The following is a 22,415-nucleotide window of genomic DNA, read 5'->3' as shown; positions in this document are numbered from 1 at the left end:
ATTGAGTCTTCCTTCACACCTCAGGGACAGGTATGTTAGGCAGATAATAATTTCATCTGCATCCACAATGACGCTCTTAAAGTGAACCTATGGCGACGAATCAGACTGTTCAACCCTTATCCGGCCCCGCTGCTGCGCCGCAAAAAGCACGCACCTCGTTTGGTATTCTGGGCGCAATCAGCCTGTCCCATCTGCTGAACGATATGATCCAGTCGCTGATTCTGGCGATTTACCCGCTGCTTCAGTCGGAGTTTTCCCTGACCTTCGTGCAAATCGGGATGATCACCCTGACCTTCCAACTGGCCTCTTCGCTGCTTCAGCCGGTGGTCGGCTACTGGACCGATAAACATTCGATGCCATGGTCGCTGCCGATCGGCATGTGTTTTACGCTCTGTGGCCTGGTTTTGCTGGCGCTGGCGGGGAGTTTTGGCACGGTCCTGCTTGCCGCCGCGCTGGTGGGTACCGGTTCTTCGGTCTTCCACCCGGAATCGTCGCGCGTGGCGCGGATGGCCTCCGGCGGCCGTCACGGACTGGCGCAGTCGCTATTCCAGGTTGGCGGTAACTTTGGTAGCTCTCTGGGCCCGCTGCTGGCGGCGGTGATTATCGCGCCCTACGGCAAAGGTAACGTCGCGTGGTTCGTCCTGGCCGCGCTGCTGGCCATCGTCGTGCTGTCGCAAATCAGTCGCTGGTATGCCGCGCAGCATCGGATGAATAAAGGTAAACCGAAGGCCGTCGTCGCCAGTCCGCTGCCGAAAAACAAAGTGATTCTGGCGGTCAGCATCCTGCTGATGCTGATTTTCTCGAAATATTTCTATATGGCGAGTATCAGCAGCTATTACACCTTTTATTTGATGCATAAATTCGGATTATCGATCCAGAATGCACAAGTTCATCTGTTTATTTTCCTGTTTGCCGTTGCCGCAGGTACAGTGATTGGCGGGCCAGTTGGCGATAAGATTGGGCGTAAATATGTAATTTGGGGCTCGATCCTCGGCGTAGCCCCCTTTACCCTCGTTTTACCCTACGCCACGCTGGAGTGGACGGGGATTTTGACCATGATCATTGGATTTATCCTCGCCTCGGCATTTTCGGCTATTCTGGTCTACGCTCAGGAGCTGTTACCGGGGCGTATCGGCATGGTTTCCGGTCTGTTTTTCGGTTTCGCATTTGGTATGGGGGGTCTCGGAGCCGCCGTTCTGGGGCTGTTAGCGGACCACACCAGTATCGAGCTGGTTTATAAAATCTGTGCTTTCCTGCCACTTATCGGCATATTGACGATATTCCTTCCTGACAACCGTCAAAAATCCTGATTATCCGGCGGCTAAAGTGAAACTTTGGCCGCGGTAATCCCTTATCCTGCCAGCACTCGCGCTCATTAGCTGCCGTAGTTTTCCGATCTGTGCCTTTTTGCAGTTAAATTCCACTTTTCTGCATAATTCAACAATTATTCATAAACAAAATGGCTAAAACTGTCATAAACTATTACTCGGTTTTTTAGGTTTAGACACCGCACCATCCGCATTGCAGCACGGCAGCGAGAGTGCATCCCTGGGTGCATAAATCCCCCGGAGAACGGCGCTCCGGCCTGCAGGATGGCGTGTTTAATACTGAAAATGGATTGGCTCACCACATACAAGGAGACGGAATGCACCACGCAACACCGCTTATCACCACCATTGTCGGTGGGCTCGTACTCGCTTTTATCTTCGGCATGATTGCCAATAAGCTGCGCATTTCGCCACTGGTGGGCTATCTATTAGCAGGCGTGTTATCCGGTCCCTTTACACCCGGCTTCGTTGCCGATACCAAACTGGCGCCGGAGCTGGCTGAGCTGGGCGTCATATTGCTGATGTTCGGCGTCGGGCTGCACTTCTCCTTAAAGGATTTGATGGCGGTAAAGTCGATAGCCATTCCCGGCGCGATTGCCCAGATAGCCGTGGCAACGCTGCTGGGTATGGCGCTTTCTGCCGTGCTGGGCTGGTCGCTGATGACCGGCATCGTATTTGGCCTGTGTCTCTCTACCGCCAGTACCGTGGTGCTGCTGCGCGCGTTGGAAGAACGGCAGCTTATTGATAGCCAACGAGGGCAGATAGCCATCGGCTGGCTTATCGTCGAAGATTTAGTGATGGTTCTGACGCTGGTTCTGCTGCCGGCCGTCGCCGGTATGGCGGAAAAAGGCAATGTTGGCCTGGCGTCGCTGGCCGTCGATATGGGGATCACCATCGGCAAAGTGATCGCCTTTATCGCCATTATGATGCTGGTGGGCCGTCGTCTGGTACCGTGGATTATGTCCCGCAGCGCCGCCACCGGCTCCCGCGAACTGTTTACCCTGTCGGTGCTGGCCCTCGCTCTCGGGATCGCCTTCGGTGCGGTTGAGCTGTTCGACGTCTCCTTTGCGCTTGGCGCATTTTTCGCCGGAATGGTGCTGAACGAATCCGAACTCAGCCACCGCGCCGCGCACGATACGCTGCCGCTGCGCGATGCGTTCGCCGTGCTGTTCTTTGTCTCCGTGGGCATGCTGTTTGATCCGATGATCCTGCTGGAGCAACCGCTGGCGGTGCTGGCGACGCTGGCTATCATTATCTTCGGTAAGTCGGTGGCCGCCTTTTTCCTCGTGCGGATGTTCGGCCACTCGCCGCGCACCGCGCTGACTATCGCCGCCAGCCTCGCGCAAATCGGTGAGTTCGCCTTTATCCTTGCCGGGCTTGGCATGGCGCTGAATCTGCTGCCGCAGGCCGGACAAAATCTGGTCCTGGCCGGGGCGATTATCTCCATCATGCTTAACCCGGTGCTGTTCGCCGTGCTGGAAAAATACCTCGATAAAACCGAGACGCTGGACGAGCAGACCTTCGAAGAAGTGCTTGAGGAAGAGAAGCAGATTCCGGTCGATATTTGCAACCACGCGCTGCTGGTGGGCTTTGGCCGCGTCGGGAGCCTGCTGGGCGAAAAGCTGATGGCCCAGGGGATTCCGCTGGTGGTTATCGAAACCTCACGTACCCGCGTCGATGAGCTGCGCGCGCGCGGTATTCGCGCGGTGCTGGGCAATGCGGCGAATGAAGAGATCATGAATCTGGCGCATCTGGACTGCGCCCGCTGGCTGCTGCTGACCATTCCCAACGGCTATGAAGCGGGGGAAATCGTCGCTGCCGCCCGCGAGAAATGCCCGAATATCGAGATTATCGCCCGGGCGCATTATGACGATGAAGTGGATTACATTACCGAACGCGGCGCGAATCAGGTGGTGATGGGCGAGCGTGAAATCGCACGCGCCATGCTGCTACTGCTGGAGACGCCGCCAGCGGGTGAAGTGGTTACCGGATAATCCCGTTCCCGACGCTACCTTAGCGCCTCTCGGACATCGAGAGGCGTACTCAGCCGGTCCCTGCTGTTGCTACCTTATTCCTCTCTCGCGGCGCAAGAGGGGAAACGGGTTTAACGCTCCCAGTATGCCTCTTCCAGACTATCTTCTCGTTCCGGCAGGCCGCGAGTTAAACGCGGAGAGTGCTGGTTCAATACCTGATAGCTGACGCGGTTCGCGTATTTGCATACCTGCGCCAGCGACGAGTAGGTCAGCCACTTGCACTTGTGCTTGCTGGAGTTTGGTACGTTATTACGGTGATAGTTATTGGCGGTAATATCGTGCAGCAGCGCCGCCAGCGCCCCGTCACCGGCACCGTTGGTATTCATAATTTTCTCAGGCCCCCCCATATACGGCGCGATATGCGAGTAAATCCGTAAAGGGTTCACGCAATCCTGATGACGCATTGCGCGGCTAAACTCATACTGGTTGAATTCGGCGATCGCCCCCGGCAGCAGCGGATGCTGGGTTTTACGTTTGGCCTCGTCTTCCGTAAAGCTGGCCATATACAGCCCCGCAGGTCCGGCGGTACACAGTACCAGGTCCACCCACTCCAGCGCCTTATCCGAAGCCAGCAGCGGATCGGACAGCCCGGTCAGCGCTTCAGCTTCTTCTTCATTCATCGCCAGAATAGAGACGTTCTCCTTGAGGAACTGCTGCCACCATTGCGGGTTATCGGCAATGACATACTTCGTTCCCAGCGTCAGCACCACCGGCACATCATGCTTTTTGGCATACTCGATGGCTTTCATCGTCGCGTCCGGCATCGGCTCGCCGGGCTTGCAGCGCACCAGATAGGAGGTCAGCACCAGCGCAGAGGCGCCGGCAATCACCTCTTCAGGAATGCTTTCCGGACGCAGCTTATTCATGTGGCCCGGACTGATGGCAAAGGTGCGTTCGCCCGCGTCGCTAATCAGGGTAAAGCAGCGGCCAATAGCCCCGTCGACCCCTTGCAGATAGTTCAGGTCAGTACGACTGGAGGTGTTGCACAGATAGCGATAGGCGTAGCCGCCGATTTCGATGTTGCTGCACATGACGCCCAGCAATACCGAGCGGTCATCCGCCAGCACCGAGTAATTGTGCATGGTATTGCCGATCGTACCACCGGCAAACTGGTGGGTAATTAAATGATTCCGTACCAGCTCCTGATAGAGCGTCTCAGCGACATCATCTTCGATGACCAGCGAATGGCCGGCGCTGAGGCCGTAGCGCACGATAAACGCCTCATCTACTTTGGCTTCGATATCAACCAGCGTTTGATCGATGCCGACCACCCACGCGATGCTGGATTCATTTTCCGGCTGCGTTTGTTGCAGCAGCGGATCGCGGGCATTAACGGGAAAGTAGTGTTTGGATTTGCGTTTACCGGGAAATTTCATAGTGGCGATTTAATGGCAGTGAACAAGCGGGGAATAATAGCATATTCCCCTTGCCGCATGCGATTAGCGATACGGTGCCGTCAGGTTGACCATCATTTCGATATGCGCGCTGTCCGCATTAAGCGCCGGGATATATTCATATTTCTGCCCGCCAGCTTCGAGGAAGACTTCCCGGTTCTGTACCGCAATCTCCTCCAGCGTTTCCAGACAATCGGCAGCAAAGCCCGGACAGATCACCTGAATATGCTTCACGCCCTTCTCGCCCAACATTTTCAAAGTCTCGTCGGTGTAGGGCGTCAGCCACGGCTCGCGGCCAAAGCGCGACTGGAAGGTCATCATGACGCGGTCCGGCGCCAGTCCCAACGCGGAGACCAGCTCGCGGGTGGTATCGCGGCAGCGCTGTGGGTAATCATCGCCTTCATGGGCAAAACGCTGCGGGATGCCGTGATAAGAAAGCAGCAGCACATCCGGTTCGCCGTGCATGGCAAACGATGCGCGCACGCTGGCGGCCAGCGCATCGATATAGCTGGCATCATCGGCATAATCGCGAATAAAGGAGATACCCGGGATGGCCCGTTTTTTAGCCAGAATTCTCGCCAGTTCATCCCACACGGCTGCCACGGTGGAGCAGGAGTACTGCGGATACAGCGGCAGCACCACGATGTGGTCAACGCCCTGGGCCAGCAGTTCATCCACCGCGCTTTCCAGCGCAGGCGAACCGTAGCTCATGCCTAAGGCAACCGGCGTATCGGGTAGACGCGCGGCCAGCGCCTGCTGCTGTCGACGGCTGTAAACCATCAGCGGCGAGCCCTCTTCCATCCACACGGACTGATAAAGTTTCGCGACCCGCGGCGCGCGCAGGGGCAGTATCACGCCGCGCAGGAGCGGCCACCACAGCAGACGGGGCGTATCAACTACCCGCTTGTCGCTGAGAAATTGTCGCAGATAGCGCTTCACCGCAACGGGCGTGGGCGCATCGGGAGTGCCTAAGTTGGCTAACAAGATACCTGTTTTCGTCTGATGCATGACCGCCTCTTAACCATTTGAATCGCTGACAATTGTAGCTGAAATGGCGCTAAACGGAACCAATCATAGAAAAAGGTAGAATGAGAGATGTTCTCATCCCACCGTAGCAGGATGAGAACCAACGGGATTAACCGAGGATTTTTTCCAGTTCAACGCGCACGTCGGCAACGGCTTTGGTACCGTCAACCTTCGCGTACCGGGTGTTGCCCGCTTCAGCTTCTTTCTGATAGTAACCGATCAGCGGCGCCGTCATCTGATGGTATTCCACCAGGCGCTTACGGACGGTCTCTTCCTGGTCATCCTTACGAGTGGTCAGCTCTTCGCCGGTCACGTCGTCTTTGCCTTCAACCTTCGGCGGGTTGAATTTGATGTGGTATACGCGACCGGAAGCCGCGTGAACGCGACGACCAATGATACGGTCAACGATCAGTTCGTCCGGCACATCAAATTCCAGAACGTAATCAACGGCGATACCCGCTTCTTTCATGGCGTCAGCCTGCGGAATGGTGCGCGGGAAGCCATCGAGCAGGAAACCGTTACGGCAATCTTCCTGGGTGATACGCTCTTTCACCAGCGCAATAACCAGTTCGTCAGTCACCAGCTTGCCAGCGTCCATGATGTCTTTGGCCTGTTTGCCCAGCTCGGAGCCAGATTTCACCGCAGCGCGCAGCATGTCACCGGTAGAGATTTGCGGAATTCCGTATTTCTCCATGATGAACTGAGCCTGAGTTCCTTTACCCGCGCCCGGAGCGCCAAGCAGAATAATACGCATTACGAAAATCCCCTCAAAAGTTGATTCAATTTTTCAAAAAGCGCTAAACGATACCACCAGAATGCGGATGGCTCAAGGAAGGCAGAGCGGCTGAAACGGTTAATGGAAGGTTTATTTTGCCTGAAAGGCAGATTTTACGCTATCGGAGGAGGCGTCCACACCGGCCAGACCGGTGTGGACAAACAACAAAGGGATCAGGAAGCCAGCAGCTGGTTCATGCGGCGAATAAACTGGTTAGGATCTTCCAGGGTACCGCGTTCAGCCAGCAGGGCCTGATCGAGCAGCAGCTCGACCCACTCACCGAACTGCGCGTTATCCTGAGTATCGGCGGCACGTTTCACCAGCGGGTGCGCCGGGTTCAGTTCGAAAATGTACTTCACTTCCGGCGCAGACTGACCCGCAGCGGCAAACAGCTTCGCCATCTGGGTGCTCATTTCGTCCGCATCGGTGGTGACAATCGCCGGGGTGTCGGTCAGACGGTGCGTCAGACGGACCTCTTTCACCCGCTCGCCCAGCAGCGTTTTCACGCGCTCAACGAACGGTTCCAGCGCCTTTTCGGCCTCTTTGGTGCTTTCGTCGACCTCATCCGCCAGCTTATCCAGCGATTCGTCGGCTTTCGCGACCGACTGGAACGCCTTGCCATCGAACTCGGTCAGGTAGCTCATCATCCACTCGTCGATGCGGTCAGAAAGCAGCAGTACTTCGATGCCTTTCTTACGCAGCAGCTCGAGGTGCGGGCTGCTCTTCGCCGCGGCATAGCTGTCGGCGGTGATGTAGTAGATCTTCTCCTGCCCTTCTTTCATGCGCGAGACATACTCTTCCAGCGACACGCTCTGCGCGGCGGAATCGGTATGGGTAGAGGCGAAACGCAGCAGCTTCGCAATCGTCTGCTGATTCGCGCTGTCCTCCGCCGGGCCTTCTTTCAGCACCAGGCCAAACTGCTGCCAGAAGGTCTGATATTTTTCCGCGTCGTCTTTGGCCAGTTTTTCCAGCATCTGCAGCGCGCGTTTGCTCAGGGCGGTGCGCAGGTTGCGGGTGACGCTGCTGTCTTGCAGAATTTCACGCGACACGTTCAGCGGCAGATCGTTGGAGTCGACAAGGCCGCGGACAAAGCGCAGATAGTTCGGCATGAACTGCTCGGCTTCATCCATGATGAAGACGCGCTGCACGTACAGCTTCAGGCCATGCTTGTGATCGCGGTTCCACATATCCCACGGCGCCTGCGACGGGATGTACAGCAGGCTGGTGTACTCCTGCTTGCCTTCCACGCGGTTGTGGCTCCAGGTCAGCGGATCGCTGTAGTCGTGGGCTATGTGTTTATAGAATTCGTTATATTCGTCGTCTTTGATTTCCGACTTATTACGCGTCCACAGCGCCTGGGCCTTGTTGATTTTCTCCCAGGAGATCACCGTTTCACCGTCAACCTCTTCGCGCTTTTCAATCTCTACCGGCAGCGCGATATGATCGGAATATTTGCTGATGATCGAACGCACGCGCCAGTCGTTGAGGAAATCATCCTCGCCTTCACGCAGGTGCAGGGTAATTTCAGTGCCGCGATCGGCTTTGGTGATATCGGCAACGGTGTAATCGCCTTCGCCGGCAGACTCCCAGAACACGCCATTTTCCGCGCTATCGCCCGCCGCGCGGGTGCGCACGGTGACTTTATCGGCCACGATAAACGCCGAGTAGAAGCCGACGCCAAACTGGCCAATCAGCTGGCTGTCTTTCGCCTGATCGGAGCCCATGGATTCGAGGAACGATTTGGTGCCGGATTTGGCAATCGTCCCAAGGTGGTCAATCACCTCATCGCGATTCATCCCGATGCCATTATCGGCGATGGTCAAAGTGCGGTTATCTTTGTCAAAAGAGACGCGCACGCGCAGCTCGCCGTCGCCTTCATACAGGTCCGGCTGGGACAGCGCGCGGAAACGCAGCTTGTCGGCCGCATCGGAGGCGTTGGAAATCAGTTCACGCAGGAAAATTTCTTTATTGGAATAAAGAGAATGGATCATCAGGTGCAGAAGCTGTTTAACCTCTGACTGAAAACCACGAGTTTCTTGTCCTTTCATCTAAATCAACCTCAACAATGCCATTGTTAATGGTAAAAAAACCGATGAAGGGGAGATGGGGACTGGGGGAGAAATTTTCAAGCGGGGGCGCCAAAAAGCGCCTCCGTTTGGTTAAAAACGAATCTTGTGCCGGCCGGCAAGGGAGTGCGACAGCGTGGTGCCGTCAACCATCTCCAGCTCGCCGCCTACCGGTACGCCGTGGGCGATACGGCTGGCTTCCACACCATACTGCGCGCAGAGTTCGGCGATGTAGTTGGCGGTCGCTTCGCCTTCCACCGTCGGGTTGGTGGCGAGGATCACTTCCCGCATCGATTCGTCGCGCAGGCGCTGCTCCAGACGATCGAGCCCGATATCGTCCGGCCCGATGCCATCAAGCGGCGACAGGTGGCCCATCAGGACAAAGTAGCGCCCGGAAAACTGCCCGGTCTGCTCAATGGCGTAGATGTCTGCGGGGCTTTCCACCACGCAAATCTGGCCGTTTTCACGGCGGCGCGGGTTGCTGCAAATATTGCACACCTCCTGCTCGGTGAAGGTGCGGCAATCGGCGCAGTGGCCGATTTCCGACATCGCGCGCGTCAATGACTGCGCCAGACGCATCCCGCCGCTACGATCGCGCTGAAGTAGCGTAAACGCCATGCGCTGCGCTGACTTCGGGCCAACGCCCGGCAGGCAGCGCAATGCTTCCATAAGCTGAGTTAACAGCGGGCTGGTTTGCATCAGAACGGCATCTTAAAGCCAGGCGGCAGCTGCATGCCGGAGGAGACGGAAGCCATCTTCTCTTTCTGGGTCTCTTCAATACGGCGCGCCGCATCGTTGAACGCCGCAGCGACAAGATCTTCCAGCATATCTTTGTCGTCTTCCAGAAGGCTCGGGTCAATTTCCACGCGACGGCAGTTATGCGCGCCGTTAATGGTCACTTTAACCAGACCTGCGCCGGATTCGCCGGTCACTTCCAGCTGCGCGATCTCTTCCTGCATTTTCTGCATTTTGTCTTGCATCTGCTGGGCCTGCTTCATCAGGTTACCCAGACCGCCTTTTCCACCAAACATAGGCTTCTCTCTCAGTAAGTCATCGTTAAGGATGCTGACCGCAAGTCAAACTTGCAATCAAATGGGGCGGATACTCTCTTCATCCAGATCCGCATCGAAGAACCGGCGCAGCGTCTGGATGTTGTTATCCGCAATAATCGCGTCACGCGCTTGCGCGAGCTTCTCTTCATAAATTGCCTGCCGCCACTCCAGCGGCGTGCGCATCGCAGGATTATCGTCTTCCACGATGGTCAATTCAACCGCTGAACCGTACAACACGCCGAGCGCTTCAGCCAACTTTTGCTGCGCGCCAGCGGAATTGAGATGCCGCTGGCTCGGACGCAGATGCAGGCAGATACGACTACCGTCCTGCTCTTTCCACGCGTTCAGCGCCACCTGCTCTACCAGTTTCGGCACCACCAGCTGGTTAACTTCCGCCGCCCAGCCGTCGCGTTCGACCGCTTCCAGCGCCAGTTTTGCCGCCAGCTCCGGCGTTTTTTCATGCTCCAGCGCTTTCTTCAGCGCCTTCGGCGTCGCGACCTCTTCTTTCACCGTTTCGACAATCGTCGTCGCTTTCCAGCGATAGGCTTCTTTTTTGGCCGGAACCTTTTCCTGCACCGCAGCAACGGCCGGACGGGACTGCACGCGCTCGGTGATTGAACTCAGTCGCTCCAGCGCAGCGTTATTCACCGGCCGCGCGCGGGATGCGGCTGCCGGTTCACTCTTTTTTGGACTGGGTGCTCCCTGGTTGCGCTGCAGATGACTGCGTGCCGCCAGTACCTGACTGGTGGTTTGCGGCAGATTCTGCGGCGGCGGCTGTACCGGCGGAGCGGAGACGGGCGCCGCCTGCACAGGCGCGGACGGCGTTGCCGGTAGCGGCCTCACCTCGGGTTCCGGCAGCGGCGCCTGCGGATGGAATGCCAGCGCGCGCAGCAGCGTCATTTCCACCCCCATACGCCTGTCCGGCGCATACGGCAGCTCTTTGCGGCCAATCAGGAGCGTCTGATAGTACAATTGTATATCGGTAGGCGGCACGGTGCGCGCGAGTTCACGCATCCGCAGCTCCACCGCGGCCATATCGGCGCCCAGCGCCGAAGGAGAGAGCTGAACCATCGCAATGCGGTGCAGCAGACTCTGCATTTCAACCAGCAGCGCTTCCCACTCAACGCCGCGGGAGGCCGCTTCGTTGACCCCCGCCATAACGCGTTCGCCATCGGCCGCCACCAGCGCCTCAATTAACGACAGCGCCTGATCGTCGTCGAGGGTGCCGAGCATCGTACTGACCGACTCCGCCGTCAGACGACCATCGCCGCTGGCAATCGCCTGATCGGTCAGGCTTAAGGCATCGCGCAGGCTGCCGTCCGCCGCGCGCGACAGCAGCTGCAGCGCGCGGGATTCAAAAGCAATCTGCTCTGCGCCGAGAATATGCTCAAGCTGATGGCGGATCTGTTCGACATCCAGCGCCTTAAGATGGAACTGCAGACAACGCGACAGGATAGTCACCGGCAGCTTCTGCGGATCGGTGGTCGCCAGCAGGAATTTGACGTGCGCAGGCGGCTCCTCCAGCGTTTTTAACAACGCGTTGAAGCTGTGGCGCGACAGCATGTGGACTTCATCGATCAGGTAGACTTTAAAGCGGCCACGGGCCGGCGCATACTGGACATTGTCCAGCAGGTCGCGGGTATCTTCGACTTTGGTACGGGAAGCGGCATCAATCTCAATCAGATCGACAAAGCGCCCCTGCTCTATTTCGCGGCAGTTATCGCACACGCCGCACGGCGTGGCAGTAATACCGGTTTCACAGTTCAACCCTTTTGCGAGCAAGCGCGCGATGGAGGTTTTTCCTACCCCGCGAGTGCCGGAAAAGAGATAAGCGTGATGAATGCGCCCTAACGATAAGCCATTCGCCAGTGCGGTCAGCACATGTTCCTGGCCGACGACGTCAGCAAAGGTTTGTGGGCGCCATTTACGGGCTAAGACCTGATAACTCATGGGCTGGCTCTGAAACGCTGGAAGGTGAAATCACGAGGGGTCATGCTATCACAGCCCCGCCCGATCGGCGAGGCTATGTCTCGGGAAATGCTTAGTGGCCCGGGAATGGAACCAGGCTATAACAGTGAATGCCCGCTTTCTCAAGACGCTGTTCGCCGCCCAGATCAAACAGGTTGATAATAAACGCGGCATCATGAACCTCACCGCCCAGACGACGGATCAGCTTCACGGTGGCGTCAATGGTGCCGCCGGTGGCCAGCAGATCGTCAACGACGAGAACTTTATCGCCTGCTTTGATCGCATCGACATGAATTTCCAGCTGATCGGTACCGTATTCAAGCTCGTAGCTCTCGGCAATGGTTTCACGCGGCAGCTTGCGCGGTTTACGTACCGGCACAAAACCCACACCCAGCGCCAGCGCAACCGGAGCGCCAAACAGAAAACCGCGCGCCTCGGTGCCCACCACTTTGGTGATACCGGCGTTTTTATAACGCTCGGTCAGCAGCTCAATGCTTAACGCATAGGCTTTCGGGTCTTCCAGCAAGCTGGTGACATCGCGGAAAAGAATACCCGGTTTCGGATAGTCCTGAATGCTTTGGATGCTGCTTTTTAGATATTCAAGCTGCTGTGCAGTTGCGGTCATAAGTTTATGCCTGATAAAAACGGTGTTACTCACGGGCAGGCCAGACGGGTCAAAGAAACATTTGATTAACCTTTGACCAGGCGTGCCCGCGCTCGAAAACGCTCGAATTTACTGTCTGTAAGCGACAATTGCAACACTCATTATGGTGCATCAGTGCTTTTGTTGCGTCGCGTCAACAACCGGAATACGCCACATAAATATCAACAGGCAGGCCAGAATCACCAGCAGCATGATGCGAACCCACGTAAGCTTAACCAGCCACAGCGACACGCCGAAGGTCAGCAGAATCATCACGATTGCCCGCGGCCTGGCGCCGGGCGGCATCGCACGGTATTGCTGCCAGTGGCGAAGATAGCCGCCGAACCAGGAACGGTGCAGCAGCCAGTGGTGAAAGCGCGGTGAAGACCGGGCAAAACACCAGGCCGCCAGCAGTATAAACGGGGTGGTCGGCAATAAAGGCAAAAAGACGCCCAGCGTCCCCAGCACTACCGCCAGCCAGCCTATGATGATTAAAATGATACGTGGCATAATGCGAATCGTTATCAGCAAAGAGGGCTACTGTAGCACAGTTGTCTATCAGACCAGGGAGGAGTTATTTGAAAACAACCCGGCTTTTACACACGCTGGAAAATCAGTTGGCTCAGCTGGCCGCGCAGGTTGCGCCGCTGGCGCATCATGCTACGCTCAGCGCCCGCTTCGATCGCCAGCTGTTCCGTACTCGCAGCACCCTGATGCAGGACTGTCTCAAGGAGGCGCAGCAGCACTTTTCCGAGCTGCGGCAGGCCGTTGAGCAGCAGCAGCTTCCGCAGGTCGCCTGGCTGGCGGAGCGGCTGGTCGCGCAGGTTGCCGCCCTCAGCCGGGAGGCGGCAACCTGGCCGCTACGCAGCTGGGACAGCGCCTCGCCCGGGGTGAACCGCTGGCAGCGGCGGCGGCTTCAGCATCAGGAGTACGAACGTCGACTGCTGGCGATGCGCAACGATCGCCAGCATCAACTGGCGCAGGCGACAACGCTTGAGGAGCAGCAGCGGCTGGCGAAGGAAGTCGATGCCTGCGCCGGGCGTTTAGCGCGCTGTCGCGATGCGCTGGAAAAAATAGAAGGCGTGCTGGCACGCTTAACGCGCTAACAGAAGGAATCACTATGTCGCTGGAAAATGCCCCGGATGAGGTCAAACTGGCCGTTGATTTGATAATGCTGCTGGAAGAGAACCAGGTGTCAGCGCAAACCGTACTGGGGGCGCTGGAGATAATCAAACGTGATTATGAAAACAAACTCAACCGCACCGCACAGACGTCTGATGAAACGGATAACCGCTGACCGACGGCCCGTCGGAAACGGGGCGGCACACTGGCCGCCCCTGCTGAGTCTTAGCCGATAGCCGGAGACGGATCGTCCCCTTTGACCTCACGCTTAAGCTCCGTCACTTCATCCCCTTTTTCGTTACGCAGATGGACTTCCAGCTGGTTGAAGGCGATGTTGATGTCGTTTTCACGGCACAGGCGGTCGATCGCGCGGTTCAGTTCATCGACGGTATAGCTGCGATCGCGCAGTTCGCGCACATATAAACGCAGCTCATGATCCAACGTGCTGGCGCCGAAGGTGGTGAAGAAGACCGATGGCGCGGGCTCCGGCATCACTTTCGGATGCTCGTGCGCCGCCTGCAGCAGCACTTCCTTGACCTTATCCAGATCGGAGCCGTACGCAACGCCGATGCGGATCACCACCCGGGTTACGGTGTCGGACAGCGACCAGTTGATCAGCCGTTCGGTCACAAACGCTTTGTTCGGGATGATCACCTCTTTGCGGTCAAAGTCGGTAATGGTCGTGGCGCGAATGCGGATCTTGCTGACGGTACCGGAGAAGGTGCCGATCGTCACCGTATCGCCGATGCGTACCGGACGTTCGAAGAGGATAATCAGGCCGGAAACAAAGTTACCAAAAATCTCCTGCAAACCAAAGCCCAGACCCACCGACAACGCGGCCGCCAGCCACTGCAGCTTGTCCCACGAAACGCCCAGCGCGCCAAAGACCGTCATCGCACCGATAGCGATAATCGCGTAGTTGAGGATCGAGGTAATGGCGTAGGACGTCCCCTGGCGCATGTTGAGCCGCGAGAGGATCAGCACTTCCAGCAGACCGGGTAAGTTGCGGATCAACGCCCAGGCGACCATGGACGCGACGATCGCGAACAGCAGGCTGCCCATCGTCACGCTGCGCACCACGCTGGCTCCCGCCTCGGTGCCGTTGTAGTGCCACAATGTGATGCTGTCGAGATAGGCGAACACGGTGATCAGATCGGACCAAATCGCCCAGAATACGACGCCAAACAAGGCGACCATCACCAGCATGGTAATGCGCAACGTTTGCTGGTTGACCTGCTCCAGCGCAATCGTCGGCTCTTCCTGCGGCTCACCCCCTTCCGCCCCCTCTTTGACCATATGCTGACGACGGGCCAGCGCGCGCCGCCAGGCAATACGCCGCGCGGCAACACTCAGGCCGCGCAATACGGTCTGGTACAGCAGATTCCACAGCATCACCAGGTAGACGGTTTCAATCCAGCGACCGGCCAGACGCAGGGTGGTATAGAAGTAGCCGGTTGCCGTCAGCACCATCAGCGCGACCGGCACAATCGAGAGCACGGTGACGGTGAGAAGACGCAGGCTGTGCGACTCTTTATCACGCCAGCTGTCGCGACACATCGGCCACACCAGTACCGCGATCAGCAGCAGATTGAGCAGGATAACGAACTGCCCCAGCACGTCATCCATCAGATTCAGCGGCGACAGCTCGGAGACCACCGACCAGAAATTCAGCGGCAGCAGCGCAAGACTGACGCGCACAATTTGCCGACGCCAGTGGCTGGTCAGGTGCGGCGGCATATTAAAGTGGCTTACCGCGACGCCGTCTTTTTCCAGCACCTTCCAGCACAGGCCAAACACCAGCCAGAACAGCGCCAGTTTTTTACTGTATGCCCACAGTAGCCCGCTGATGTTCAGCTGCATCGTCAGCAGAATCAGCCCTACCGCCAGGATCAGCAGCACGACAGGCAAGGCGCGGATCAGGTCGATCAGAATCGCTTTAGGCGTATGGAGCTGCGTGTCGTTACGCAACTGGCCGACCTGCGAGGCCAGCCGGGCCTGGTAATTCCGTAACCACTGCAGGCGCCAGCGGATCAGGCCAGCAATCAGCAGCAGCGGCAGACCGGCAAGGAAGGCAACAAACACCGCCGGCCACGCTTTCTCCCAGTTTACGGTGATTTTCATCGCCTTAAACTGCCCTTTCAGCGCTTCCGGGAAGGATTTAATCCACTCCCAGTCCATCGGTTTATTGCTATTTACCCAGAAAATCTGCTGGGTCAGGATGGCTTTCAGGTTGCTGGAGACGCTCATTAACTGCTGCTGGTTGATCTGCAGGTTAATCGCCATCATCAGCTGATTGCCGAGCTGCTTGTTAAACTGGTCGAGCAGTTCGCGGCGCATATCCACGATGTCCAGCAGGGCATTGTGTACGTCAGGGGTCACGTCACTGCTGTGCCCTTCTTCCAGTTTGGCGACGAACGCATCGCTCTGGAACAGCGCATCGCGCTGCTGGTTGACCTCGAACTGTTCAAGACGCAAATCGGCAATACGGTTGGTCATATCTTCCAGCTCGTCCGCCGACGGCAGCGTCTGCTGCTGCTGGTAAAGGATGCGCGACAGTAACAGGCTCCCTTTGAGGACGGAAATCTGCTCTTTGATATCACGTTCAGATTGCAGCGCCCGATCGAGCCAGTTTTTCACTTTAATGTTGCGCTGCACCAGCTGATTGCCGTTCTCAGTCGCCGCGATAAGCTTCTGGCTCAGCTGATGGTTAATATCCAGCTCTTGTTGGACCAGCGGGTTGGACTGGATACGCGCCGTCTCATCCGGCGTGACCGCTTCCTGAGCGGTTTTTTCCGTTAGCGTCAGGCGCTTGCTGTTAACCGCTTCCTGCAGCAATTGCAACTGATGTTCGAGACGATTACTGTTGGCGCTGACGTAGTCCCGTTGCTTTTGCAGCGTATCCTGCAATACGGTGTTACCTTCGAGGCTCTTGCGCTGCTGCTCAATTTGCGCGTTAAGCAGCGCCTGCTGCGCCAGCAGTAATCCCTGCTGGCTTGGGCGCAGGGCTCCGTCACCGGTGGTGGTGCCGTTCAGACGGTTGCGTATCTGCTGTAGCTGCTGGGAAGCCGCATACATCGCATTTTGCACGCGCTCCGGCTGGGTTTGCAGGGAAACCAGCTGACCGTTGTAGGTCGCCAGATCGTTCTGCGCGCTTTGCAGATCGTCCAGCGTCTGGGAGAGACGAGATTCCAGCTGCCGCAAAGAGAGCGTGCTGAGCGTTTTCCGCGTCGCCTCATCATCCGGCACCTCGCTTAACGCATTCAGGCTATCGACCGCCTGACGCATCTTCGCCGGTGCCTGATCAACCTGTTGCCGCAGCTGAGTGGTTTCCGACTTAATCCGCTCAATTTTATCGAGAGCTTCAAGCGTCTGCACCAGGTCTTGCTGAACCAGCTTGTCCTGGGGTGTCAGTTCCTTTTGCTTATTTAGCGTATTAAGTTGGTTTTGAATATCAGATCGGTCAGGGACATCGGCAGCCTGAGCTTGATTAACGCTAAGACAGCCGACAAATAACAGCAGTACAATTACAAAAGCGGAAGTGGCATTTCGCCAACGGATAGTATGCAGCATAGTGTTAACATGAGTGGTTGCAATAGCCGGAGAATACCGGGGGTCGTCGCAGCCCGCAGAATAGCACTTCTGCAATCGCACGAATAGCGGCGGCTATCAGCAAACACGCACCTTTTTTATTTTGCCGGCATCGCTAATTGTTTACCTCCGGAGAAGCCCGGAGCGTAGGGCAAAACTGATACATTTCGAGAAGAATGGCCACGTAGTCGCGCGCTTCTTTTTCAAGATCGAATGAATCCGGCGCAAAGAGCCAGTTTTCCATCAGACCGGAGAGATAGCTGCGCATTAAAATCGCCGCCCGGCGGGTTAACAAATTAGCCGGCAGCATATTGGCCGCAATACACTCCTTTAACGTGTGTTCGATACGTTCGTAGCTCTCAAGACATAAGCTACGCTGCGCCTCCTGAACCACTTCCATTTCACCGACAAATTCACACTTATGGAAGATAATTTCCATCATTAACCGCCGCCGCTCTTCTGTCACAGTGGCTTCAAGAACGTGAATTAAGATCCCCCTGACAACTGACAGTGGATCGTTGGGGAATTTTGCCCGATACTCAACTTCAAGATCGCTAATACTTGCGTCCGACAACACCCATATTTCATTAAATAAATCTGATTTATTCTTGAAATGCCAGTAGATAGCCCCCCTCGTTACCCCGGCAGCTTTTGCAATTGCTGCCAACGAGGTAGATGATACGCCTTGCTGCGAAAACAGACGCAGAGCAACATCCAGAATGTGTTGCCGGGTTTCAAGTGCCTGTTGTTTGGTTTTTCGTGCCATAGGTCGATGAGTTTACAGAGGTTGCGTTTACATACATTTGTGAATGTATGTACCATAGCATGACCATAACAGAAACACAGTAGTGGGTTTGTGGTCGTTTGAGCCACTGCACAATTTGAAATTGGACACTCGAGGTTTACATATGAACAAAAACAGAGGGTTAACGCCTCTGGCGGTCGTTCTGATGCTCTCAGGCAGCTTAGCGCTAACAGGATGTGACGACAAACCGGCTCAGCAAGGGGCTCAGCATATGCCGGAAGTCGGTATTGTGACGCTCAAATCCGCACCTCTGCAAATCACCACTGAGCTACCGGGCCGTACCAGCGCCTACCGTATTGCAGAAGTCCGTCCTCAGGTAAGTGGCATTATTCTGAAACGTAACTTTACGGAAGGTGGCGACATCCAGGCCGGCGTGTCCCTTTATCAGATTGATCCGGCAACTTACCAGGCCAGCTATGAAAGCGCGAAAGGCGACTTAGCCAAAGCGCAGGCAGCGGCCAATATCGCGCAGCTGACGGTTAAACGTTATCAGAAACTGCTCGGCACCAAATACATCAGTCAACAGGATTACGATACTGCCGTCGCCAACTCACAGCAGAGCAATGCTGCCGTTGTTGCCGCGAAAGCCGCTGTGGAAACTGCGCGTATTAACCTGGCCTACACCAAAGTGACCTCGCCTATCAGCGGCCGGATTGGTAAATCCGCCGTGACCGAAGGGGCGCTGGTGCAAAACGGTCAGGCCACTGCGCTGGCAACCGTTCAGCAGCTGGACCCTATCTATGTTGATGTGACCCAGTCGAGCAACGATTTCCTGCGTCTGAAACAAGAGCTGGCAAACGGCACGCTGAAACAAGAAAACGGCAAAGCCAAAGTCGAACTGGTGACCAACGACGGGATGAAGTATCCGCAGGGCGGCACGCTGGAGTTTTCTGACGTCACCGTTGACCAGACCACCGGTTCTATCACTTTACGCGCCATCTTCCCGAACCCGGATCACACCCTGTTACCAGGGATGTTCGTCCGCGCGCGTCTGCAGGAAGGGACCAACCCGGATGCCCTGCTGGTTCCACAGCAAGGCGTAACCCGCACGCCGCGTGGTGACGCCAGCGTGATGGTTGTTGGTGAAGGCGACAAGGTCGAGGTTCGTCAGGTCACTGCCACGCAGGCGATTGGCGATAAATGGCTGGTCACCAGCGGAGTGAAATCCGGCGATCGCGTGATTGTCACCGGACTGCAAAAAGTTAAACCAGGCGTGCAGGTTAAAGCGCAGGAAGTAGCCTCTGACGATCAACAGCAAGTTGCCAGCAACGCTCAGTCAGAACAAACCAAGTCTTAACTTAAACAGGAGCCGTTAAGACATGCCTAATTTCTTTATCGATCGCCCCATATTCGCATGGGTGATCGCCATAATCATCATGCTTGCCGGGGGACTTGCGATCCTGAAGCTGCCTGTCGCGCAATATCCCACGATTGCGCCGCCGGCGGTCTCGATCACCGCGACCTACCCTGGTGCTGATGCGAAAACGGTGCAGGATACCGTGACGCAGGTTATCGAACAGAACATGAACGGTATCGATAACCTGATGTACATGTCCTCCAACAGTGACTCAACCGGTACGGTACAGATAACCCTGACCTTCCAGTCTGGTACCAACGCGGACATCGCGCAGGTGCAGGTGCAGAACAAACTGCAGCTCGCCATGCCGCTGCTGCCGCAGGAAGTACAGCAACAGGGCGTGAGCGTGGAGAAATCCTCCAGCAGCTTCCTGATGGTTGTCGGCGTTATCAACACCAACGGCACCATGACGCAGGAGGATATTTCCGACTACGTTGGCGCCAACATGAAAGATGCTATCAGCCGTACGTCCGGCGTGGGCGACGTTCAGCTGTTTGGTTCCCAGTACGCGATGCGTATCTGGATGGATCCGAACAAACTGAACAACTTCCAGCTGACGCCGGTGGATGTGATCAACGCGATTAAAGCGCAGAACGCCCAGGTTGCAGCCGGTCAGTTAGGCGGTACGCCGCCGGTGAAAGGCCAGCAGCTGAACGCCTCGATCATTGCGCAAACGCGTCTGAAATCTGTGGACGAATTTAGTAACATCCTGCTGAAAGTGAACCAGGATGGTTCTCAGGTTCGTCTGCGCGATGTGGCGAAAGTTGAGCTCGGTGGCGAAAACTACGACGTCATCGCTAAGTATAACAACCAGCCGGCCTCCGGTCTGGGTATCAAACTGGCGACCGGTGCGAATGCGCTGGATACGGCAGCGGCCATTCGCGCTGAACTGACGAAAATGGAACCCTTCTTCCCGTCGGGCCTGAAGATTGTATACCCGTATGACACCACGCCGTTCGTGAAGATCTCGATTCATGAAGTGGTTAAAACGCTGGTGGAAGCGATAATCCTGGTCTTCCTGGTGATGTATCTGTTCCTGCAGAACTTCCGCGCCACCTTGATTCCCACCATCGCGGTGCCGGTGGTCTTATTGGGTACCTTCGCCATCCTTGCTATTTTTGGCTTCTCGATAAACACCTTGACCATGTTTGGTATGGTGCTGGCGATAGGCCTGCTCGTCGATGACGCCATCGTGGTGGTGGAAAACGTCGAGCGTGTCATGGCGGAAGAAGGCCTGCCGCCGAAGGAAGCAACCCGCAAATCCATGGGCCAGATTCAGGGCGCGCTGGTCGGTATCGCGATGGTGCTTTCTGCGGTATTTATCCCGATGGCCTTCTTCGGCGGTTCCACCGGTGCGATTTATCGCCAGTTCTCCATCACTATCGTTTCGGCGATGGCGCTGTCGGTGCTGGTTGCATTAATCCTGACCCCGGCGCTGTGCGCCACGATGCTGAAACCCATCGCTAAAGGCGGTCATGGCGAGCATAAAGGCTTCTTCGGCTGGTTTAACCGCATGTTCGATAAGAGCACGCACCACTACACCGATAGCGTAGGTAACATTCTGCGTAGTACCGGTCGTTACCTGGTGCTGTATCTGATCATCGTCGTCGGAATGGCCTGGCTGTTCGTCCGTCTGCCGAGTTCATTCCTGCCGGATGAAGATCAGGGCGTATTCCTGAGCATGGCGCAGCTTCCTGCCGGTGCTACGCAGGAACGTACGCAGAAAGTGCTCGACGAGATGACGGACTACTATCTCACCAAAGAGAAAGCTAACGTTGAATCGGTATTTGCCGTTAACGGCTTTGGCTTCGCGGGTCGTGGCCAGAACACCGGTATTGCGTTCGTTTCTCTGAAAGACTGGAGTGCACGTCCGGGCAGTGAGAACAAGGTGGAAGCGATTACCGGTCGTGCGATGGCCCGTTTCTCGCAGATTAAAGATGCAATGGTCTTCGCCTTTAACCTGCCGGCTATCGTCGAACTGGGTACCGCAACCGGCTTTGACTTCCAGCTGATCGACCAGGCTGGTCTGGGCCATGAAAAACTGACCCAGGCACGTAACCAGCTGTTTGGTGAAGTGGCGCAACACCCTGACCTGCTGGTCGGCGTTCGTCCGAACGGCCTGGAAGATACGCCGCAGTTCAAGGTGGATATCGACCAGGAAAAAGCACAGGCGTTGGGCGTTTCTATCAGTGACATTAATACCACGCTGGGCGCAGCCTGGGGCGGTAGCTACGTCAATGACTTCATCGACCGCGGTCGCGTGAAGAAAGTCTACGTCATGTCCGAAGCGAAATACCGTATGCTGCCGGAAGATATTGGCAACTGGTATGTTCGCGGTAGCAATGGACAGATGGTGCCGTTCTCAGCCTTCTCCACCTCACACTGGGAATATGGTTCACCGCGTCTGGAACGCTATAACGGTCTGCCGTCGATGGAAATCCTCGGTCAGGCGGCTCCGGGCAGAAGTACCGGTGAAGCGATGACGATGATGGAAGAGCTGGCCAAAAAGCTGCCTTCGGGTATTGGCTATGACTGGACCGGTATGTCCTATCAGGAACGTCTGTCCGGCAACCAGGCGCCGGCGCTGTATGCCATCTCGCTGATCGTGGTATTCCTGTGTCTGGCGGCGCTGTATGAAAGCTGGTCGATACCGTTCTCCGTTATGCTGGTTGTCCCGCTGGGGGTTATCGGCGCACTGCTGGCGGCAACGTTCCGTGGTCTGACGAACGACGTTTACTTCCAGGTAGGTCTGCTGACCACCATTGGCCTGTCGGCGAAGAACGCGATACTTATCGTCGAATTCGCCAAAGACCTGATGGATAAAGAAGGCAAAGGTCTGGTTGAAGCGACCCTGGAGGCGGTACGTATGCGTCTGCGTCCAATCCTGATGACCTCGCTGGCGTTTATCCTCGGGGTCATGCCGCTGGTCATTAGCTCTGGCGCAGGTTCCGGCGCACAGAACGCCGTAGGTACCGGCGTAATGGGCGGGATGGTGACGGCAACGGTTCTGGCTATCTTCTTTGTTCCGGTCTTCTTCGTGGTGGTTCGCCGCCGCTTCAGCAAGAAATCGGAAGACATTGAGCACAGCCATCCGACTGAGCACCATTAATCTCTCCATAGAGGGCCGCGCAAGCGGCCCTTTTTTTCGCCCCCGTTTACTGCGGGATTCGTTGAGGAAATTTTGCGGATAGCGTATATTGAAGCGCACGCATTGCTACGGTTTACTTTACATCCTGATATACAATTTCTGGTGATAAG

Annotated in this window: 17 protein-coding genes and 1 other annotated feature; of the genes, 6 read left to right on the top strand and 11 right to left on the bottom strand. The window is 56.4% G+C overall.

The features are described 5' to 3' along the window. The first annotated feature begins 89 nt into the window (after nt 1-89). Together CWM52_RS05680 and ybaL are read left to right on the top strand one after the other, a co-directional pair. Complete coding sequence (locus CWM52_RS05680) at nt 90-1,310, top strand: MFS transporter (protein WP_100683186.1); 1,221 nt, start codon at nt 90-92, stop codon at nt 1,308-1,310. Nucleotides 1,311-1,645: 335 nt separating this feature from the next. Continuing rightward, nucleotides 1,646-3,322, top strand: coding sequence for a YbaL family putative K(+) efflux transporter (gene ybaL, locus CWM52_RS05675; RefSeq protein WP_100683185.1), 1,677 nt, complete (start codon nt 1,646-1,648; stop codon nt 3,320-3,322). Between the two features lie 110 nt (nt 3,323-3,432). Here ybaL and CWM52_RS05670 read toward each other — a convergent pair whose 3' ends face one another. The 9 genes from CWM52_RS05670 to CWM52_RS05625 form a co-directional block, all read right to left on the bottom strand. Next, nucleotides 3,433-4,737, bottom strand: coding sequence for an inosine/guanosine kinase (locus tag CWM52_RS05670; RefSeq protein ID WP_100683184.1), 1,305 nt, complete (start codon nt 4,735-4,737; stop codon nt 3,433-3,435). 63 nt (nt 4,738-4,800) lie between these two features. Then, on the bottom strand, nt 4,801-5,763 hold the full coding sequence (gene hemH, locus CWM52_RS05665; RefSeq protein ID WP_100683183.1) for a ferrochelatase: 963 nt from the start codon (nt 5,761-5,763) through the stop codon (nt 4,801-4,803). A 127-nt stretch (nt 5,764-5,890) separates the two neighbouring features. Beyond that, a complete protein-coding gene (gene adk, locus CWM52_RS05660) occupies nt 5,891-6,535 on the bottom strand; it encodes an adenylate kinase (RefSeq protein ID WP_100683182.1) in 645 nt (214 codons plus the stop codon). A 194-nt stretch (nt 6,536-6,729) separates the two neighbouring features. Further along, nucleotides 6,730-8,604: a molecular chaperone HtpG gene (htpG, locus tag CWM52_RS05650; protein ID WP_100683181.1), complete on the bottom strand. Its 1,875-nt coding sequence runs from the start codon at nt 8,602-8,604 to the stop codon at nt 6,730-6,732. 111 nt (nt 8,605-8,715) lie between these two features. Continuing rightward, nucleotides 8,716-9,321 (bottom strand): recombination mediator RecR, encoded by a 606-nt coding sequence (gene recR / locus CWM52_RS05645; RefSeq protein WP_100683180.1) that lies wholly within the window; start codon nt 9,319-9,321, stop codon nt 8,716-8,718. Beyond that, nucleotides 9,321-9,653, bottom strand: a complete 333-nt coding sequence (locus CWM52_RS05640; RefSeq protein ID WP_004858807.1) for a YbaB/EbfC family nucleoid-associated protein — start codon at nt 9,651-9,653, stop codon at nt 9,321-9,323. The genes recR and CWM52_RS05640 overlap by 1 nt, the downstream gene beginning before the upstream one ends. A 57-nt stretch (nt 9,654-9,710) precedes the next feature. Continuing rightward, nucleotides 9,711-11,624: a DNA polymerase III subunit gamma/tau gene (gene dnaX / locus CWM52_RS05635; protein WP_100683179.1), complete on the bottom strand. Its 1,914-nt coding sequence runs from the start codon at nt 11,622-11,624 to the stop codon at nt 9,711-9,713. Beyond that, nucleotides 10,317-10,381, bottom strand: a sequence feature (DnaX frameshifting element). Its footprint overlaps the gene before it by 65 nt. Before the next feature lie 91 nt (nt 11,625-11,715). Next, nucleotides 11,716-12,267, bottom strand: coding sequence for an adenine phosphoribosyltransferase (apt, locus tag CWM52_RS05630; RefSeq protein WP_100683178.1), 552 nt, complete (start codon nt 12,265-12,267; stop codon nt 11,716-11,718). A gap of 150 nt (nt 12,268-12,417) precedes the next feature. Then, nucleotides 12,418-12,795, bottom strand: coding sequence for a DUF454 family protein (locus tag CWM52_RS05625; protein ID WP_100683177.1), 378 nt, complete (start codon nt 12,793-12,795; stop codon nt 12,418-12,420). Between the two features lie 68 nt (nt 12,796-12,863). Between CWM52_RS05625 and priC the strand changes: the two genes are divergently transcribed. Together priC and rsmS are read left to right on the top strand one after the other, a co-directional pair. Then, nucleotides 12,864-13,391, top strand: coding sequence for a primosomal replication protein N'' (gene priC, locus CWM52_RS05620; RefSeq protein WP_100683176.1), 528 nt, complete (start codon nt 12,864-12,866; stop codon nt 13,389-13,391). 14 nt (nt 13,392-13,405) lie between these two features. Next, the gene (gene rsmS, locus CWM52_RS05615) at nt 13,406-13,582 is read left to right on the top strand and encodes a pleiotropic regulatory protein RsmS (protein WP_100683175.1); all 177 of its coding nucleotides are present in this window, start codon (nt 13,406-13,408) and stop codon (nt 13,580-13,582) included. Nucleotides 13,583-13,632: 50 nt separating this feature from the next. Here rsmS and mscK read toward each other — a convergent pair whose 3' ends face one another. Beyond that, nucleotides 13,633-16,977, bottom strand: a complete 3,345-nt coding sequence (gene mscK, locus CWM52_RS05610) for a mechanosensitive channel MscK (protein WP_100683174.1) — start codon at nt 16,975-16,977, stop codon at nt 13,633-13,635. A 133-nt stretch (nt 16,978-17,110) separates the two neighbouring features. After that, nucleotides 17,111-17,761: a multidrug efflux transporter transcriptional repressor AcrR gene (gene acrR / locus CWM52_RS05605; RefSeq protein ID WP_100683173.1), complete on the bottom strand. Its 651-nt coding sequence runs from the start codon at nt 17,759-17,761 to the stop codon at nt 17,111-17,113. Between the two features lie 142 nt (nt 17,762-17,903). On the opposite strand from acrR, the gene acrA reads away from it, so the two are divergent. Further along, nucleotides 17,904-19,097, top strand: coding sequence for a multidrug efflux RND transporter periplasmic adaptor subunit AcrA (acrA, locus tag CWM52_RS05600; RefSeq protein ID WP_100683172.1), 1,194 nt, complete (start codon nt 17,904-17,906; stop codon nt 19,095-19,097). Nucleotides 19,098-19,119: 22 nt separating this feature from the next. Beyond that, nucleotides 19,120-22,266 (top strand): multidrug efflux RND transporter permease subunit AcrB, encoded by a 3,147-nt coding sequence (gene acrB / locus CWM52_RS05595; protein WP_100683171.1) that lies wholly within the window; start codon nt 19,120-19,122, stop codon nt 22,264-22,266. Nucleotides 22,267-22,415: the final 149 nt, after the last annotated feature.

The organism is Raoultella sp. T31, assembly GCF_002806725.1.
GTDB classification, from domain to species: Bacteria; Pseudomonadota; Gammaproteobacteria; order Enterobacterales; family Enterobacteriaceae; genus Klebsiella; species Klebsiella electrica.
This window is presented reverse-complemented; position numbering and strand designations above follow the sequence as displayed.

Coding starts and splice junctions, on each gene's coding strand:
- CWM52_RS05680 (WP_100683186.1), top strand. CDS start 90: ATGGCGACGAATCAGACTGTTCAACCCTTATCCGGCCCCGCTGCTGCG.
- ybaL (WP_100683185.1), top strand. CDS start 1,646: ATGCACCACGCAACACCGCTTATCACCACCATTGTCGGTGGGCTCGTA.
- CWM52_RS05670 (WP_100683184.1), bottom strand. CDS start 4,737: ATGAAATTTCCCGGTAAACGCAAATCCAAACACTACTTTCCCGTTAAT.
- hemH (WP_100683183.1), bottom strand. CDS start 5,763: ATGCATCAGACGAAAACAGGTATCTTGTTAGCCAACTTAGGCACTCCC.
- adk (WP_100683182.1), bottom strand. CDS start 6,535: ATGCGTATTATTCTGCTTGGCGCTCCGGGCGCGGGTAAAGGAACTCAG.
- htpG (WP_100683181.1), bottom strand. CDS start 8,604: ATGAAAGGACAAGAAACTCGTGGTTTTCAGTCAGAGGTTAAACAGCTT.
- recR (WP_100683180.1), bottom strand. CDS start 9,321: ATGCAAACCAGCCCGCTGTTAACTCAGCTTATGGAAGCATTGCGCTGC.
- CWM52_RS05640 (WP_004858807.1), bottom strand. CDS start 9,653: ATGTTTGGTGGAAAAGGCGGTCTGGGTAACCTGATGAAGCAGGCCCAG.
- dnaX (WP_100683179.1), bottom strand. CDS start 11,624: ATGAGTTATCAGGTCTTAGCCCGTAAATGGCGCCCACAAACCTTTGCT.
- apt (WP_100683178.1), bottom strand. CDS start 12,267: ATGACCGCAACTGCACAGCAGCTTGAATATCTAAAAAGCAGCATCCAA.
- CWM52_RS05625 (WP_100683177.1), bottom strand. CDS start 12,795: ATGCCACGTATCATTTTAATCATCATAGGCTGGCTGGCGGTAGTGCTG.
- rsmS (WP_100683175.1), top strand. CDS start 13,406: ATGTCGCTGGAAAATGCCCCGGATGAGGTCAAACTGGCCGTTGATTTG.
- mscK (WP_100683174.1), bottom strand. CDS start 16,977: ATGCTGCATACTATCCGTTGGCGAAATGCCACTTCCGCTTTTGTAATT.
- acrR (WP_100683173.1), bottom strand. CDS start 17,761: ATGGCACGAAAAACCAAACAACAGGCACTTGAAACCCGGCAACACATT.
- acrA (WP_100683172.1), top strand. CDS start 17,904: ATGAACAAAAACAGAGGGTTAACGCCTCTGGCGGTCGTTCTGATGCTC.
- acrB (WP_100683171.1), top strand. CDS start 19,120: ATGCCTAATTTCTTTATCGATCGCCCCATATTCGCATGGGTGATCGCC.